Consider the following 18,616-nt stretch of genomic DNA (forward strand, 5'->3'; position numbering starts at 1 on the left):
CTCACAGCCCGCCCCTGCTGACCGGGGGCGGTGTCCTCACCTGCAAACGTTCTGTTAAACAATTAAGGAACACCTGATGCCTCTGGACCCCGACCTCGAAGGATTTCTCGAACTGGCGCAAATGGGCCGCCTGACCGGCAAGAGCCAGGCCATGCACCAGCTCAGTGTCGAGCAGGCCCGCGCCCAGTTCGAGTCCACCTCGCAGATACTCGACCCTGCACCGCCAGACAGCGTGACGGTCAGCGAGCTTGAATTCACCGCGCGGGACGGACACCGTCTGGCCGCGCGCCTGTATCGCGGCAACGCTGCTTCGGCCCAAGGGCTGGCGGTGATGATGTATTTCCATGGCGGTGGTTACGTGGTCGGCAGTCTCGATTCCCACGACGCGGTGTGCCGGCGACTGGCCGCCAGCGGCAGCCACGCCGTGTTTGCCCCGGCTTACCGCCTGGCGCCGGAAGCGCCCTTCCCGGGTGCCGTGAACGACGCCATCGATGCCGCCAACTGGCTCGGCGAACAGGCCGCCAGCCTGGGGCTGGATCAGCGTCGGATCAGCCTGGCCGGCGACAGTGTCGGCGCGACCCTGGCCACGGTGCTGGCGATCAGCGCTGTGCAGGAGCCTGAGCGGCTTCGGATCAGACCGGTGGCGCAGCTGCTGTTCTACCCGGTCACCGACTGCTCGCGGATTCGCGACTCACACCGCCGATTCGCCGAAGACTACCTGCTGGAAAGCCAGACGCTGCAGTGGTTCTACCAGCATTACTGCGCCGAACCGCAACAGCGCCTGGACTGGCGCGCCTCACCGCTGCTGACGCCGAACCTGAGCGCGTTGGCGCCGGCCTACATCAGCCTCGCCGAATACGACCCGTTGTACGACGAAGGCCTGGCCTACGCCAGATTGCTCGAAGCCAGCGGCACCCCGGTGACCCTGGATGTCCGGGAGGGCCTGACCCACGACTTCCTGCGCATGAACGGCATCAGTGGCGCGATTGCGCCGGTGTACGCCGGGATCGAGCATTGGCTGGCGAATGCGGTGAACGTCACTCATTGAGGGCAGCAGCCAGAGGCTGCGGCGCAGTGCGGCCGGGCATGCGCGGTTTTCCCCGGTCACCGCCCTGTTGCCCGAGGGCGTGCAATCGGGCTTGCCGCCCCCCACGCCCTGCGGCCAGAACCGGACGCTGCTGCAGGAGCGTGGCTTGTCCGGCGAGCGGCGACGCAGTCGTCGTAAAACCTGAGATCGCGGTGATGCCTGACACACCGCATTTACCCAATCGACTGCCGCTTCACGCCAGCTCGCGGGACAAGCCCGCTCCTACAGGCCCGCGGCGAGAACCGAACGCGGCTGTAGGCGCGAGAACCGAACGCTGCTGTAGGAGCGTGGCTTGTCCCGCGAGCGGCGACGCAGTCGTCGTAAAACCTGAAGTCGCGGTAATGCCTGACACACCGCAGTTACCGAATCGACTGCCGCTTCGCGCCAGCTCGAAGGTGCATGTCAGGCTCCGACCTGCTTCTGCCCGATGGGCGTGGGCGTCCGGCTTGTCGGCGATCTACCAGAAGCGACCCTGCAGCGTCAGCATCTGGCTGCGCGGTTCGCCGTAGTAGTTGCCGCTGTCCGAGGCGCCGACCGTGAAGTAGTAGGTCTTGTCGAACACGTTGTTGGCGTTGTACGTCAGGCTCCAGTGCTCGTCCAGGCGGTATTCGAGCATCATGTTCCAGATCCCGTAGCCGGCCTGTTTGTAATCGTAATCCCGAGTAACGGCCGAGCCCGAGCTGTCGAGCGCAACGCTGCCGTCTGCAGCACGCACGGCAGCGGTGCCGCTGACGAAGGTCGCGCTCTGGAAGTTGACGCCGCCGCCCACCTTGAAGTCATTCAACGCGTCGGGCAGGCGATAGGTCGACCAGAGTTTCAAGGTGTGCCGCGGCGTGATGCTGCTCAAGGCCGCATCTTGCGTGCGATCACGGTTGAGGTTGAAGGTGTAGCCCGCCGAGACGCTGAGGTCCGGCAGCACTTCGCCGCTCACCTCCATGTCCACCCCGCGACTGACCACCTCGCCCTGGGTCACGTAGCAGCAGTTGCCGCCGAACAACACCGAGGTCGACGGATACAGCGGATCGAGTTGGGCCAGGTTGTCCTGCTCGGTGTAATACAGCGCGAACGACGTATTCACCCGCCCATCGAGCAATGCGCCCTTGAGTCCGACCTCGTAGGTTCGCCCGGTGGTCGGGTCGATCGGCTTGCCCGGCAGCGGCCCGCGCAGTTTGTCCTGCTGGGGCTTGAAGATTTCCGAGTAGCTGAAATAGCTGGACCACTGATCGTCCAGGTCATAGACCAGCCCACCGAACGGCACCACCCTGGTCGGTTCGCGCACGGCGATGTTCGACTGCACTTCCCAGGCCGCGCTGGTCGGGTCGAGCTGGCGGTACAACTGGGCGAACTCATAGCGCTGGGCCCGGGCACCGACGATCAGGTGCAGGGGATCGGCCAGTTGCAGGCGCAAGGTCGAATACGCGCCATATTGTTTCTGCCGGTTGGGCGAGTAATCGCGGGTGTAGTGCCGGTCGGTCGGCGGCGCGGTCCATGGCGTGGCCGCCGGATCGAACACATCCACCGGTTGGTCGATGCCGTCCAGCGGTTGAGTGCCGCGCCAACGGCTGGCGATCTTCTGGTAATCGATACCGAACAACCACTGGTGCTCCTGACCCAAGGCGCGGAACGGCCCGGACAGGTTGGCATCCCACAACACCTGATCGCTGCGGTAGCGGCTGTCGGCGCCATACCACAATGACCCCTGCCCGGTGTTCGGATCGACCGCGCCGAATGCCGATGAGGCCTTGGAAAAACCGCTGTCCAGCGTGCGGGTATAGGACAGGTTGAGTTTCCAGTCCTGGGCCAGTGCCTGATCGACCTTGGCGAACAGCTCCTGTGAACGACCATCCAGATAGGCCCATCCGGAGGTCAGGTTGGTGTGCCGTGGCAGTCCCAGATCCTCACCGGTGCTGTAGCGCGGCAGTTCCGAACCGTTGCCGTTTTCGTGGATTTGCTCCGAGCGCCCACCCAGGGTGAGGCGCGTATCAGGCAGGAGGTCGGCTTCGAGCACGCCATAGATCAGCGGCTTCTGCGTCGCGCTGATATCAGTGAAGTACTGCTTGTCGGTGTACGCGGTGACCAGTCGCCCGCGCAGTTTGCCGTCGAATGCCAGCGGACCGGTGACGTCGAGCTGACTGCGGTAGTTGTCCCAGCTGCCGGCCGAGGCATCGAAGGTCAGTTGGTAGCTGTCCAGTGGACGTTTGCGCACCAGGTTGATGATGCCGCCGGGATCACCGGTGCCGCCGAACAGACCCGACGCGCCACGCAGGACCTCGATATGGTCGAACTCGGCCAGCTCGTAGGTCTTGTTGGAGTAGAAACTGCCCGCCGTGGTGCCCAGCGCCATGGGGGCGGCGCCGTCGATCTGGATGTTCTCGATGCTGAAGCCACGGGAGTAAAACGCCGGCAGCCGGTAATTGCCCTTTTGCACCGTGACCCCCGGTGCGCTTTTCATCGCATCGGCCAGGTCGACCAGATGCTGATCCGCAAACGCCTGCTGGGTCACCACCGACACCGATTGCGGCACCTGACGCAGACGGGTCGGGCTCTTGGAACCGACACTGGTCAGGTCGGTGGTGTAGGACCCGGAATTCTCGGTCATCTCGCCCATGCCCTGGCCCTGGATGGTCACAGCCCCCAGTTCCATCGGCGCTGGCGGTTCGGCATGGGCGGTGAGGTAAATGGTGCCGCCTTCGATGCGGGCATCCAGATCGGCATCACGCAGCAGGCGGTTCAGTGCCTTGAGCGGATCCGTCTCACCGTGCACCCCCGGCGATTTTTTCCCCGTCACCAGATCCGCCCGGTACAACAGCTGCAGACCGCTCTGGCTGCCCAGCTCGGCCAGCGCCTTGTCCAGCGCCTGCGGGGCGATGTCGATGGCCAGCGGCCGGGCGAACAGATCCAGCGTCAGGCCGGTGAGCAAAATGCCCACACAGCCACGTGCCAGACGCCGTGGCACCGGAAGACGCCGGTTGTCGTCGGATTTCATGGATCGGGAAGCACCCCTGCGGAATCGGCATAGAGTAGCCATCGCCGAACACGGAGTAAATCGTAAAGATTCTTATTAAGAATTTGAACTGCGTTTGATTCTGCTCCCAGGCCGTGGAAGCCGGGTTGCTGGCGAAGGTGGGGGGTCAGTCAGCATCGTGATTCATGACCCCCCGCGTTCGCCAGCAAGCCACTGCGTTTGATCGCTCCCACGCTCCGCGTGGTAGCGCGTCGCCTGCTGGAGGACGCAAGGCGTCACAAGCTGCATTCCCACGCGGAGCGTGGGAACGATCAACCTGTGGCGGCCCATGAGGATCTGCTTCTGGCCGCAGGCCGTGGGAGATTCTATGGTTTCAAACAAGCTCCTCAAGTGGCTTTGGACTATTGCGCCGCCTGCTTTTGATTCTGGCCAGAGGCCGTGGGAGCTTGGCTTGCCAGCGATCTGCCGGGCACCGGCAGTAGAATCAGACGGCTCGGTAGGTCAGGCGCATAGCGTTGATCGCTCCCACGCTCCGCGTGGTAGCGCCTCGCCAGACGCTCCGCGTCGCCTGCTGGAGGACGCAGAGCGTCACAAGCTGCATTCCCACGCGGAGCGTGGGAACGATCAACCTGTGGCGGCACATGAGGATCTGCTTCTGGCCGCAGGCCGTGGGAGATTCTATGGTTTCAAACAAGCTCCTCGAGTGGCTTTGGGCTATTGCGCCGCCTGCTTTTGATTCTGGCCAGAGGCCGTGGGAGCTTGGCTTGCCAGCGATCTGCCGGGCACCGGCAGTAGAATCAGACGGCTCGGTAGGTCAGGCGCATAGCGTTGATCGCTCCGCGTGGTAGCGCGTCGCCTGCTGAATGACGCAGAGCGTCATAGGCTGCATTCCCACGCGGAGCGTGGGAACGATCAACGTGGCGGCACATGAGGATCTGCCTCTGGCCGCAGGCTCCTACAGTGGATTGGCGGTGTGTCACTGCACTCGGGCCTTTTCCAGCAGGGCTGCCTTCTGTTGCGGTGTCATTGCATCCAGACGCAGCCTGGCGCTGGCGAGCTTTTCCAGTTGACCCGGCAGGCTTTCCTGGTCGCGCAGCACCTGCGCCAGCGCCGCTGCGCTGGGGTGATCGAAGACCACACCGGGGTGAATCTCGCACTGCAACAGCTTGCCAATCCCCGCCACCAGCTTGATCACCAGCAACGAATGCCCGCCCGCGGCAAAGAAGTCCTGGGTCACGCTGAGCCGGGGAATATCCAGCAACTGCGCCATGCGCGCGGCCAGCAGTTGCTCAAGCGCATCCCTGGGCGCGACGTAGGACTCAAGCCGCTCGGCCATTTGATACAGCCTTAACGCCGATCGATCGACCTTGCCGTTGGCAAGGCGCGGCATGCTCTGCAGCACCTGGATCGCGTTCGGCTGCATCACCGCAGGCAGACGCAGGCTCAATCCGGCCTTCAGTTGCGCCGTCCAGTCTTCGGCAACGGCTTGCTGCGCGACCACGAACGCTTGCAGTCGCCCCGTTTGATGCATCACCACCGCCGCTTCGCCGACCCCAGGCAGACTCCCCAGTTGGTTCTCGATTTCCGTGAGCTCGATCCGGAAGCCGCGAATCTTGATCTGCTCGTCGCGTCGGCCGTGCAACTGCAAACCGCCTTGCAGGCGGTAACGTCCCAGATCACCGGTGCGATAAAGGCACTCGCCAAGCTGAAACGGGCTGTCGACGAACGCTTCGCGGCTGGCGTTGAGGTAGCCACGGCAGAGCTGGCGTCCGCCAATGTAGAGCTCGCCCAGTTCACCGGGGGCCACCAGTTGCAGGCGTTCGTCGAGCAGATACACCTGATTGCCCGGCAACACCTGGGTCAACGGCACCGCCCCGCCCTGCCCCGCGACCAGCGCGTGTACCAGCACGCCGACGGTGGTTTCTGTCGGCCCATAGTGGTTGAACACTCGCGTGCCCGGGTTGATCTGGGTGATGCGCTGCAGCAGGCCCGAGGCCGGCGCTTCGCCGCCCAGGATCAAGGTATCGGGCAATGCGGGCTGTACAGCGTCGAGCAATGCCGCCAGATGCGAGGGCACGATTTTCAGGCAGTCGATGCCCTGCTCGCGGATAAACCGGGCGAATGCCTGCGGGTCTTGCAGGGTCTGATCGTCAGCCACGTGCAACGTCGCACCGTTGAACAACGCACCGAACAACGTGGTGTTGCCCAGATCCGCGGCAACCGTGGAACTGAAGGCATGCTCACGGCAAGCCTGCAGACCCAGCGTCTGGCTTGCGCTTGCGATGTAACCAAGCACATGGCGCTGCTCGATCACCACTCCTTTAGGCACGCCGGTGGAGCCGGAGGTGAAAAGCACGTAAGCGACATCGCTGCCCTGGCTGCTGTGGGCCGCGACAGGTACCAGACCGGCGCCGTGATCGATGGCCTGGACCACGCCAAGCACCGGGACCGGCTGCGCGGCGTCGTCAGCCGGCGCGCGATGGTCGGTCAACAGTAACGCCGCCCCTGCTTGTTCGAGCACTTGCGCCCGACGCGCTGCGGGCCATTGCGGGTCCAGCGGCACATAGGCAGCACCCAGCCGCCAGCAGGCCAACAGGGCAACCACCAGCGATGCACTACGTGGCAGCGCCAGACCGACGATGCTACCGGCCGTGACACCGCGCTCGGCAATCGATGCCGCCAGCGCCGAGACCTGGCGTTCCAGCTCGGCGTAACTCAACGACGTGTCGCCATCGACCAGCGCCAGCGCGTGCGGCGTGCTGTCCGCCCACCCGGCGATGCGCTGGGGCAGCCATGGCTCCTGCAGAACCGTCGGCGGCGGGTTGAATGCCAACAGGCGAGCACGCTCGGTTTCGCTGAGCAGGTTGAGCTCGCCGATAGGCGAATCGGCATTGGCGACAATGCTCTGCAACAAGGTCTGGTACTGCTCCAGCAGCATCTGCGCCGCCAGCAGCGAATAGCGTTGCGCTGCGTATTCGAGGGTCAGGTTCTGCACCTGACCCTCGTCGCCCAGCGCTGCGTTGAGGATCAATTCGAAGCTGGGTACGCCTTGGCTGACCGGCTGCGCCGTCCAGGACAATCCGCCGTGCTCGCGGGTCTGCCAGGCAGACCGGCAGGCAAACCCGCACGCCGGGGCGGCCAGCTCCGGATAGGCTTGCGCCGACCAGTATTCCTGCCAGGTGCCGTGCTGTTCGAGGGTGGTGCTCAAGCCACTGAGCCACTGGCTGAACCGGTGCTGCGGCGTGACGTTGAGCACCAGCGGCAGGGTCTTTTCGAAGAGCCCGGTGGACGTGGCGAAGAACTCGTAATCACGCCGCGCATCGTGGCGCCAGCCCACGGCAAAGCCTTCGCGACCACTGATGCGCGCCAGCAGGATCCACCATGCCGCTTGCAGCACATGCTCGACCGGCACTGCGCGTTGCAGCGCCAGCTGGCCGACGCAGGTGCTCAACGCCGGCTGTAGCGCGAGACTGACCATGCGGGTCTCGGTCGCCAGGCCATCGTCGGTGCGATAAGGCAGGTCCGGCGCAGCAGGCACCGTGCCGTGCGGCAGTACGTGCTGCTGCCAGTAAGTGCGCGCAGCCTCGGCGTCTTCGTCGAACAGCACTTCGCTGCGCCAATCCAGATACTGGCTGAAATGCCCGGGCTCTTCCTTGGCAGCCAGCACACCTTGCTGATACGCAGCGAACAGGTCATCGGCCAGCAGATTGAGGCTGCCGACATCACCCAGATACCCTGCCAGGTCCAGGCGCACGCGCCAGTGGTCCTGCTTGATCTGTTGCACACAAACCTCAAGACCGGCATCGGCAAGGCTGGCCGGTCGTTGTGGCCAGGCTTGAAAACGCTGCTCGATCACCGAGGCCGGCTGGATGTCGGCATGCACCGTCAGCGCCACCGCCTGCGCAGCGCAATCCTGCACCAGACGCAGACCGTGGTACCCCGGCACCGCCACGAAACGGCTATGCAACAGCGGGTGACGGGGCGCCAGACTGTCCAGCGCCTGCTGCAACCGCTGCACCTGCAAGGCCCCGCGGATATCCAGCAACAGCGCGTGGCTGACGTCGGCGCGGCAGGCGCCCTGCTCGATCAGTTGCAGGTAGCGCTGCTGCTCGGCGAGCAAGGCCTGACCGATATCCTGAGTGTCTTCGCCTGGCGTGCTCATGCGTCTGCCTCCTGCGTTTGTGGGATGGGGTTACGGACCTGGGACGGATCGTCCAGTTGACTGCGATCGATCATTTCGCCCATGGCCACGACGATCTTGCGCGGGCCTTCATAGGGGTCGCGGGCATGGGCGGCGAGCATGTTGTCGAGCAGGATCACGTCGCCCTTCTGCCAGTCGAAACGCACGGCGCAGGCCTCGTATAGCTCGCCGATCAGTTGCATGACCTCATCCTCGATCGGCGTGCCGTCGCCGTAGTAGACGTGGCGCGGCATGCGCGCTTCGCCGAACAGCGCCAGCAGGTCGTCGCGTACATCGGCGTCCAGGCAATGGATGTGATGCAACTGAAGCTGATTGAAAAAGGTTTTTTCACCGCTGACCGGGTGACGAATGATCGCCGGGCACGGCGTGCGGATCTGCAATTGGTCGTTGTCCAGCCAGGTCCACTGAATGCCGGCCAGCTGACAACGGGCTTCGACTTCCGCACGCAGGTCGGTCTTGAAGAAATGCTGCCAGGACACGTCGAGCTTGTCGGCGAAGGTACGTACATACAGCAGGCCCTGGCTTTCGAAGCGTTGCTGCAGTGCGGCTGGCAGGCGCTGGTACATCAGCCGGCAATCGACTACCGGGGTGGCGCCGCCGACCGGCGACGGCAGTTCGCAATAGAACATCTGCTTGCGCGGCCAGCGGTCCTGGTGCGAGCTCTCGTTGTGGAAAAGAATCATCTTCTTCTCCGGATACGGTGTAGAGCGGTAGGTGTTCTTGCCGCCCTCTTTCTTCGGCAGGTCACCGTACTGGCCGTAGAGCCCCGGTTGCACGGCTTCGGCAAAGGCTTCGAAACCCTGGATATCGCCCAGGTTGAAGCCGCGAAAGAGTATGCCGGCGTGGCGCGAGAGCTTGTCTTCGATCAACGGCCGGTTGGCCTTGACCCACTCCACCAGATCCAGACCGGGGTCGCCGGGCTCCATCAGCAGCGGGAACACCTGCCCGGCCACCAGCGGCGTTTCGCGGATCAGCGCGGCGCTCGGGCGCTGACCAGGCGCTTGGGTCTTTTTCAGGAACTTGCCGAGTTTGTCGGCCTTGCTCGCGGTGCTGGCCGGGGCTGCAGGCTGGGCGCAAGGCGTTGCGGCTGCGGTGGATGTTGGCACGATGATCTCCCCTAATGTGATGGTGGTCCGGGCAACGATCTGCTCGAGAATGCCGGTCCAGTCCTTGACCAGATGGGCGATGCGCTCCGGCTTGAACAGGTCGCTGGCGAACTGCCAGGTGCCCCGCAGAGACGCGCCGTCCAGCGCATCGATTTCTTCGTCGATGAACAGCGCCATGTCGAACTTCGAGTAACCGCTGGCGCTGTCCAGCACCTGCACCTCAAGGCCGTCGATCGAGGCACTGCGCAGCGGCAGGTTGTTCATCACGAACAACGCCTGCAGCAGCGGGTTGTGGCCCTTGTGACGCGGCGCGCCAGCGGCCTCGACGATCATGTCGAAGGGCAGGTCCTGATGCTCGAAACCGCTCAACAGCGTGTGCTGGGTAGCGCTCAGGTAATCACCCAGCGCCAGGCTGGTGTCCAGGCGTGAACGCATCGGCAGGATGTTGACGAAAAAGCCGATCAACCCTTCCAGCTCAGGCAGCGAGCGCCCGGCGACGTCGGCGCCGACCAGCACATCGTCGCTGCCGGTGATGCGGTGCAGCAGCAGCTGGAAACTGCCGAGCAAGGTGCTGTAGAGGGTGACGCCTGCCCGCCGCGACAACGCGTGCAGTTGCCGACACAGCATCGGGTCGAGACTGAAGCCCAGATCCTGCCCTGCGTAGCTGGGCGTCGGTGGTCGCGCAAAGTCGGTGGGCAGAGGCAACAGCCCGTCGTGCCCGGCCAGCGCCTGATGCCAGTAAGCGGCCTGTTCAGCGAGGATTCCGGCCTGCTGCAATTGCAGTTGCCACTGCGCGTAATCGGCGTATTGCAGCGGCAATGGCGCCAGCGGCGTGTGATCGTCGGCCTGAAGGCGGCTATAGATTTCCACCATTTCGTTGACCAGTACCGACATCGACCAGCCATCGGAAATGATGTGGTGCATCGAATACAGCAGCACGTGCTCGGTCGGGCCCAGCTTGAGAATCCGTGCGCGCAGCAACGGTGCCTGCAACAGGCTGATCGGCTGGCGGCTGTTGTCCTCCAGCGCTTGGGCGACGTATGCCTCCTGGTCCGAGGGCGCTAGCCCGCACAGGTCCTGCAGCGGCAAATCCACGCGCAGTTCAGGGCTGATGATGGCCAGCGGGTCGCCTTCGTCGTCCGTGACATAGGCCGTGCGCAGCACCTCGTGACGGCGCACCACGCTATTGAGGCTGGTCATCAGCAGCGTGACGTCCAGCTCGCCGTTGAGGCGCACGGCCAGCGGCATGCCGTAGGCACCGGAGGCCGATGACAGTTGCTCGACTACCCACAAGCGTCGTTGCGCCAGGGACAGGCTGGCCTCGGTCCGTGGGCCGCAGGCAACCAGCTCAGGCAACGCACGAACCGCGACATCCTGCTCGATCCGACCGGCCAGCAGCGCGCTGAAACGGTTCAAGGTCGATGCACCGAACAGGTCGCGCAGGGTCAGCTGGCAGCTCAGCAGCGGCTTGAGCCGTGCCACGACCTGAGTCGCCAACAGCGAGTGGCCACCGAGTTCGAAGAAGTGGTCGTTGAGGCCGACCTGCTCCAGTTCCAGCACGTCCTGCCAGATGGCGGCGATGCGTTTTTGCAGCGCGGTCTGCGGCGCGATGTAGCCATGCTGCAACTGGCTGGCGTCTGCCTTGGGCAGGGCCTTGCGGTCGAGCTTGCCGTTGGGGCCCAGCGGCATCTTTTCGAGGAGCAGGATGTACGCCGGGATCATGTAGTCCGGCAGGTTGTCCCGCAGCTGGCGTTTGATCGATTCGCGCAGGGTGGCCTGCTGTTCGGCATTGGCAGTGGCGTGCTGCAGGTCACTGGGCACCACATAGGCCACCAGTTGCAGACCGCTGCTGCCGGGTTGCGCCAGTACCAGGGTGTCGCGCACCGCGTCCTGTTCCAGCAGGCGCGCTTCGATTTCCCCCAGCTCGATGCGAAAGCCGCGAATCTTCACCTGGTGGTCGATGCGCCCGACGTACTCGATCACCCCTTCGGCGTTGTACCGCGCCAGGTCGCCGCTGCGGTACAGCCGGCCACCGCTGCGGCTGATCGGGTCCGGCAGGAAACGTTCGGCGGTGAGTCCCGGGCGCTTGAAATACCCGCGTGCCAGCAGCTCGCCGCCGATCACCAGCTCACCCACCACGCCAATCGGCGCGGGCGAACCGCTGTCGTCCAGCAGGTAAATACTGCGTCCCGGCAGCACGCTGCCGATGGGCATGGTCAGCGGCGTGGGTCTGGCCCCGGTGACGTAGTCGCTGCAGTCCAGCGCCGTGACCGTGACCGTGGCTTCGGTCGGGCCATAGGTGTTGAGCAGGCGCACATGCCCCAGCCCGGCCTGATGCCAGGCGGCCAGACCTTCCGGCGGCATGGCTTCGCCACCGGCATGGACCTGTTTCAAACGGCCATAGTCGCGCGGCCCGGCACGGGCGAAGTCGCGGGCCAGCAGGTTCCAGTAGGCCGTGGTCAGGTCGAGCACGCTGATCTGTTTACCCACCAGCTCGCGATAGAAGGTCTCGCTGTCCCAGATATCGGTGCCGCGCAGCACCACCGAGGCGCCGCAGATCAGCGCCGGGTACAACTGCTCGACGAAGCCGTCGAAGTTGAAGGTGGAGAACTGCAGGATGCGGTCGTCGCCCTGGAGATTGAAAAACTCAAGGGACACATAAGCGTGGCGCGTCAGGGCAAGCTGGCTGATACCGACGCCCTTGGGGCGGCCGGTGGAGCCTGAGGTGAACATCACGTAGGCGAGGTTTTCACCGTGAGTGACGTTGCTCAGGTTGTCGCTACCCAAGAGCGTCCAATCGCTGTCCTGGTCCAGACACAGCTGCTCAACCTCCGAAGGAATCGCCAGCCGCTCAAGCAGATGGCTGTGGGTCAGCAACAACCGCGTGCCGCTGTCCTCGATCATGCAGTGCAGGCGATCCTGCGGGTACTCCGGGTCCAGCGGCACGTATGCGCCACCGGCCTTGAGCACCGCGAGCAAGCCGATGATCATGTCCAGCCCGCGCTCGACGGCGATGCCCACCAGCACATCCGGGCCCACGCCCAGAGCGCGCAAATGATGGGCAAGTTGATTGGCGCGAGCGTTGAGTTGCGCGTAACTCAGCACCACGTCACCCAATAACAACGCCGGCGCCTCGGGCTGGCGCGCAACCTGCGCTTCGAACAGCACATGCACCGGCTGCTCGCTGGGGTAGTCGAGGGTCGCCGTGCTCCACTCTTCCACCAGTTGCCGCCGCTCCCGGACGCCTAACAGGTTCACTTCTCCAAGCGGCTGATCGGCGCTATCGGCCATGCGCTCGAGCAGATGCCCAAGATGCGACGCCAACCGCTGAACCTGGGCCGGATCGAAATGGGCGCGGGCGTAGCTGAATTCCAGTTCGAGGCTGTCGCCCAGATTGACGCTCAGGGTCAGCGGGTAATGGGTCTGCTCGACATTGACGATCTCGCCAAAGCGCAATCCCTGCGGCGCGCCACGTTGCAGCACCTGCGACACCGGGTAGTTCTCGAACACCAGAATGCTGTCGAACAGCGCTTCGCCGCCATGCCCAGCCCAGCGCTGGATGTCGAACAACGGGGTGTGTTCGTGCTCGCGCAGGCTCAGGTTCAATGCCTGCACCTGTTGCAGCCAGTCGCCGACAGATTGTTCGGCACGGGGACTGGCAACCACCGGGAGTGTGTTGATGAACAGCCCGATCTGCTCTTCGACACCCCGCAAGTCAGCCGGACGCCCCGCCACGGTGGCGCCGAATGCCACGCAGGCCTGTCCGGTGTAGCGCTGCAACAGCAGCAGCCAGGCGGCCTGCATCAGGGTGTTGACAGTGACTTTTTGCTGCCTGGCGAACTGATGCAAGCGCTGGGTTTGCGCACTGTCAAGCCGTTGCAGGTGTTCGCCGTAGCCCTGCTCGCCACTGCGTTGCCCGTCGCCTTGAGCCAGACGCGTCGGCGCTTGCAAGTCAGTCAGTTGCTGGCGCCAGAAGGCTTCGTCCAGCGCAGCGTCCTGACGTTGAAGCCAGCCGATGTAATCGCGATAACGCCCGGCCGCACTGGCCACCTGTTGGCCGCTGTAGCGCTGCAGCACCTCACCCAGCAGGCGCGAATTGCTCCAGCCGTCCATGAGCATGTGGTGGCTGGTGTAGATCAAGTGATGGCGGTTTTCAGCGGTGCGCACCAGTTGCAGGCGCATCAGCGGCGCTTGCTGCAGGTCGAAGCCGCGACGGTAATCGGCAGCGGCGAGGGTCTTCAGCGCATCGGCAAGGTCGGCGTGATGACGCCAGTCATGCAGAGTGAATTCCAGGCTCGCCTGCTTGAGCACGACTTGCAGCGGCTGCTTGAAATCACCCTGCCAGAGGAACGCGCTGCGCAGCACCGGATGCGCGTCCACCGACGCCTGCCAGGCCTGCTGGAAGCGCCCGGCGTCTAGCCCTTCGACATCCAGGCACATCTGGTTGACGTAGTCGCCGCTGTCGTGCTCGGTGCCGGGCTCCTGATACAGGGTGTGGAACAGCATGCCCTGCTGCATCGGCGACAGCGGGTAGATGTCTTCGATGCGCTGAACGGCAATCGGCAACGCGTCGAGTTGCGCCTGATGCAGACCGCACAACGGAAAGTCGGCAGGTGTGGCGGCGGCCTGTGGCAGGTTCAGGCAATGCTCGATCAGCTGTGTCAGTTCGGCGCTGTAGGCATCGGCCAGCGTCTGCATCTGCGCTGGATCAAACACCTCGCCACTGAAGGTCCAGGCCACGTTCAATTCACCGTTATAGACCTGACCGTCCAGGCTCAGCCAGTTGCCCAGCGGTGCATCCAGGCTCTGCTCGCGCCCTGCGTTTTCAGTGGCCGGGGCAAACAGCGCGTGGCGGGCAAAGCTGGTGTCGAACTGGCCCAGATAGTTGAAGGTAATACGCGGCTGCGGCAAACCGCTAAGGGCCGCACGGGTCTGGGCCGGGCCCATGTAACGCAGGGCGCCGAAACCGATGCCTTTGTGCGGAACAGCGCGCAGTTGCTCCTTGATGCCCTTGATCGATGCCGCGACATCGGCCATCGGCGTCAGACGCACCGGGAACAGGCTGGTGAACCAGCCAACCGTGCGGCTCAGGTCCAGCTCCTCGGACAGGCTCTCGCGACCGTGTCCCTCCAGCTGCACCAGCAGCGAATCGTGCCCGGTCCAGCGCCCCGCTACCCGGGCCAGCGCCGTCAGCAGCAGGTCGTTGACCTGGGTACGATAGGCCGCCGGCGCGTTCTGTAGCAGCTGGGCGGTGAGGGTCCGGTCCAGACGCGAATGGACTTTCAGCGCGTGACGGTTCAGTTGCGCGCCGTTCGGGTTGGCACACGGCAGCGCGACGTCGGCATGCTGCACAAGCGCCTGCCAGTCGGCGGCTTGCGCCTGTGTCGCAGGGTCATTGGCATAGCGCTGCAAATGCTCGGCCCACGCCTTGAGCGAACCGGTCTTGGCGGGTAACTGCACCGCCTGCCCCTGAGCCAGTTGTTGATAGGCGACCTGTAAATCTTCGAACAGAATCCGCCACGACACGCCGTCCACCGCCAGGTGGTGAATCACCCACAACAAGCGTTGCTCACCCGACGGCAGGCTCGCCAGCACCCCACGCAGCAGCGGGCCGTTTTGCAGATCCAGACTGCGCTGGGCCTCTTCACCCAATGCCGTCAGTTGGCTCAGATCATTGATTTCGCTGCGCCACAGCAACGGTTGATCAGATGTCTGGGCAAAGGCTGCGCTCCAGCCACCGGCCTGCTCGACGAAACGCAGGCGCAATGCATCGTGATGAGCCACCAGCGCATTGAGCGCCTGCTCCAGGACCTGGGCCTGCAACGGCTGTGCAGGCTTGAGCAGCACCGACTGATTCCACTGCTGACGCATGGCAATCTCGGTGTCGAAGAACGCCTGATGAATCGGCAGCAGCGGCGTCGAGCCCGTCACCGCACCCTGCTCGGTTGCCGGTTGCTCGCTGACCCGACGCGCCACCGCAGCCAGGCTGCGCACGTTCTGATACTGGAACAGGTCCCGCGGATTGAGGTGTATGCCCGCCTGCCGCGCGCGGCTGACCACCTGAATCGATATGATCGAGTCGCCGCCCAGCTCAAAGAAGTTGTCGTCCAGCCCGACCTGCGACTGGCCGAGCACCTCGCACCAGACCGCTGCCAGGGCCTTTTCCAGTTCGCTGCCCGGCGCGATGAAGGTTTGTTGGGGGGCAGCGTCCGGCAACGGCAGCGCCTTGCGGTCGAGCTTGCCGTTGGCGGTCACCGGCAGTTTGTCCAGGGCGACCCACCAGGTCGGCACCATGAACTCGGGCAGGCTTTGCAGCAGCCAGCTTTTGAGGGTTGCCTGCCAGTCGTCAGCGCCATGCCCGTCGTTGAGCACCAGCCAGGCCACCAGTCGCTTGCCATCGGGCACCAGCACCACGGCTTCGCGCACCGAGGCGTGCTGCATCAAGCGGCTTTCGATCTCGCCCAGCTCGATGCGCAGCCCGCGCAGCTTGACCTGATGGTCGAGGCGACCGAGGTATTCGATGACCCCGTCAGCGCGCTGGCGCACCCGGTCGCCGGTGCGATACAGGCGCGCGCCCTGTTGAAACGGGCACGGCACGAAACGCTCGGCGCTCAGCCCCGGACGGCGATGGTAACCGCGGGCCAGGCCGACGCCCCCCAGGTACAACTCACCTGCCACGCCGGACGCAACCGGGTGCAGTTGCGCGTCCAGCACGTGGGTGCGCAGGTTGCCGATAGGTCGCCCGATGGGGACCTGATCGGCACCTTCGTCGACGCAGGTCCAGTGGGTCACGTCGATGGCGGCTTCGGTGGGGCCATACAGGTTGTACAAATCGGCATCGGGCAGTCTGGCGAACACCTGGACCTGGGCGTCCAGCGGCAAGGCCTCGCCGCTGCAGACAATCCGCTTGAGACCGCTGCAGGCCTCAACGCCGTGCTCATGGATAAAGGCCTGGAGCATCGACGGCACGAAATGCAGGGTGCTGATGCCGTGCCGCACGATGCTGTCGATCAGCTGCGCAGGTTCACGATGCACGCCTGGCTGGGCGATCACCAGACGCGCCCCGGTCATCAGCGGCCAGAAGAACTCCCAGACCGAAACGTCGAAGCTGAACGGGGTTTTCTGCAGCACCGCATCGCTTTCATCCAGCGCATAGGCCTGCTGCATCCAGCACAAGCGGTTGACCAGCGCCGCATGGCTGTTGCCCGCGCCCTTGGGCCGACCGGTGGAACCTGAGGTGTAGATGACATAAGCCAGGTTGCGGCTGTCGCTGATTTGCACCGGACAGCTTTGGCTGTAATCGTCGAGCCAGCCGACCGGCTGATCGAGAATCAGGGTGCTGACACTGCCCACCGGCAACGTTGAAAGCAGTGCGTTCTGGGTCAGTAACAAGGCGATGCCGCTGTCTTCGATCATATACGCCAGGCGTTCGCGCGGGTATTCCGGGTCCAGCGGCACATAGGCGCCACCGGCCTTGAGAATCGCCAGCAAACCGATGACCATCTCCAGCGACCGATGGGCGGCGATACCCACCAGCACGTCTGCTCCGACGCCTTGGTCGCGCAACCGATGGGCAAGCTGGTTGGCGTGAGCATCCAGCTGCGCATAGCTCAGTTGGTCTGCGCCGAACACCAGCGCCACGGCGTGCGGTGTACGCCGGGCCTGGGCATGAATCAGCTCATGGATGCAGACACCGGTGGGGTAAGGCTGCGCGGTGGCGTTCCAGTCATGCACCAGCACGTGATGCTCGGCCGGGTGCAGCATCGACAACTCGCCGATCCGTTGATCGCCCTCGCTGACCAGCGCCTGCAACAGCCTGGTGAAGTGGCGGGCCATGCGCTCGACGGTCGCCGCCTCGAACAGATCCTCGGCATAGGTCAAGGCAGCGTGCAGACGCCCGCCCTTCTCCCAGGTGTCCAGGGTCAGGTCGAACTGGGTGGTGCGGCTTTGCCACTCGATAAGCTCCAGCGCAAGGCCGGACTCGGTGTTCAGCGCGGCAATGTCAGCCACCTGCGGCTGATGGTTGTACATCACCTGGAACAGCGGGTTGTGACTCAGGCTGCGTTCCAGTTGCAGGGCCTCGACCAGCCGCTCGAATGGCAGCTCCTGATGGGCCTGGGCGCCGAGGGCGGTTTCCTTGATGTCGCGCAGCAGTTCGCTGACGCGGGTCTGGCCGTTGAGCCGGGTGCGCAGCACCTGAGTGTTGACGAAGAAACCGATCAAACCCTCGACTTCGCTGCGGTTGCGGTTGGCGATCGGTACGCCGACGCGCAGGTCATCCTGCCCGGTGTAACGGTGCAGCAGGATATTGAAGGCGCCCAGCAACAGCATGAACAGCGTGACCTGATTGTGCTGCGCCAACAGCCGCAGTTGCTCGGCCAGTGCCGGCTCGATGGAAAACCCATGCCGCGTGCCACGGTAGCTCGGCATTGGCGGACGCGGGTGGTCGGTGGGCAGCTCGATGACCGGATGCTCGTCGCCCAGTTTGGTCTGCCAGTACTGCAACTGGCGCTCCTGCTCGCCGGCCTCCAGCCAGCGGCGCTGCCACAGCGCGTAGTCGCTGTATTGGATCGGCAGCGCGGGCAACTGCGGTTGCTCGCCCCGAGCGTGGGCGTCATAGCAGCGGGTGAATTCGTCGATCAGTACGTTCATCGACCAGCCGTCAGAAACGATGTGGTGCAGAGTCAGCAGCAGCACGTGCTCGGCTTCGCCAAGCTTGAGCAGTTTGACCCGCAACAGCGGGCCGGTGCCCAGATCGAACGCCAACAGCGATTGTTGCTGCGCCTGGGCAATGACTGTCTGCTCGCGTGCCTGTCGGGGCATGGCGCTGAGGTCTTGATGCTCGACCGCCACTGCGTGTGACAGCGGGACTTGTTCGAGTCGATCATCGGCATGGCGCCTGAACACCGTGCGCAGGGTTTCATGGCGGGCCACCAGGCTGGCGAAGGCCAGGTCGAGCGCACTCGTGTCCAGCGGGCCGGTGAGGCGCACCGCGCCCGGCAGGTTATAGGCGCCGCTGTGTGGGTCCAGTTGCCAGAGAAACCACATGCGCTGCTGGGCATACGACAGCGCCTGGCGGTCCTCGACCTGGACCTCTGCCGGAATGGGAAACACAGAAAAATCGATCTTCTCCGCACGCAAACCGTCGAGAAACGCCCGACGCTTCTCCACAGGCAGTTCGATGAACCGGCGGGCCAGTTTCAGGGACTTTTCAGCATTCATCCGGGATTCTTCCGTACAGGTAGGGTCACGAGCTT

The 18,616-nt window shown here is 64.4% G+C and carries 4 protein-coding genes; 1 reads left to right on the forward strand and 3 read right to left on the reverse strand.

What is annotated here, in order from left to right:
- Positions 1–76: 76 nt before the first annotated feature.
- Positions 77–1,048, forward strand: coding sequence for an alpha/beta hydrolase (locus ACI2KS_RS26675; protein WP_404624016.1), 972 nt, complete (start codon positions 77–79; stop codon positions 1,046–1,048).
- Between the two features lie 496 nt (positions 1,049–1,544).
- Here ACI2KS_RS26675 and ACI2KS_RS26680 read toward each other — a convergent pair whose 3' ends face one another.
- The 3 genes from ACI2KS_RS26680 to ACI2KS_RS26690 form a co-directional block, all read right to left on the reverse strand.
- Entirely contained in the window at positions 1,545–4,073 is a 2,529-nt protein-coding gene (locus ACI2KS_RS26680; RefSeq protein ID WP_404624017.1) for a TonB-dependent siderophore receptor, read from the reverse strand.
- A gap of 955 nt (positions 4,074–5,028) precedes the next feature.
- The gene (locus tag ACI2KS_RS26685; protein ID WP_404624018.1) at positions 5,029–8,214 is read right to left on the reverse strand and encodes an amino acid adenylation domain-containing protein; all 3,186 of its coding nucleotides are present in this window, start codon (positions 8,212–8,214) and stop codon (positions 5,029–5,031) included.
- Complete coding sequence (locus tag ACI2KS_RS26690) at positions 8,211–18,581, reverse strand: amino acid adenylation domain-containing protein (protein ID WP_404624019.1); 10,371 nt, start codon at positions 18,579–18,581, stop codon at positions 8,211–8,213. The genes ACI2KS_RS26685 and ACI2KS_RS26690 overlap by 4 nt, the downstream gene beginning before the upstream one ends.
- Between the last annotated feature and the right edge of the window lie 35 nt (positions 18,582–18,616).

The organism is Pseudomonas sp. NPDC087358 (assembly GCF_044900785.1).
Taxonomy (GTDB): domain Bacteria; phylum Pseudomonadota; class Gammaproteobacteria; order Pseudomonadales; family Pseudomonadaceae; genus Aquipseudomonas.

Coding starts and splice junctions, on each gene's coding strand:
- ACI2KS_RS26685 (WP_404624018.1), bottom strand. CDS start 8,214: ATGAGCACGCCAGGCGAAGACACTCAGGATATCGGTCAGGCCTTGCTC.
- ACI2KS_RS26690 (WP_404624019.1), bottom strand. CDS start 18,581: ATGAATGCTGAAAAGTCCCTGAAACTGGCCCGCCGGTTCATCGAACTG.
- ACI2KS_RS26675 (WP_404624016.1), top strand. CDS start 77: ATGCCTCTGGACCCCGACCTCGAAGGATTTCTCGAACTGGCGCAAATG.
- ACI2KS_RS26680 (WP_404624017.1), bottom strand. CDS start 4,073: ATGAAATCCGACGACAACCGGCGTCTTCCGGTGCCACGGCGTCTGGCA.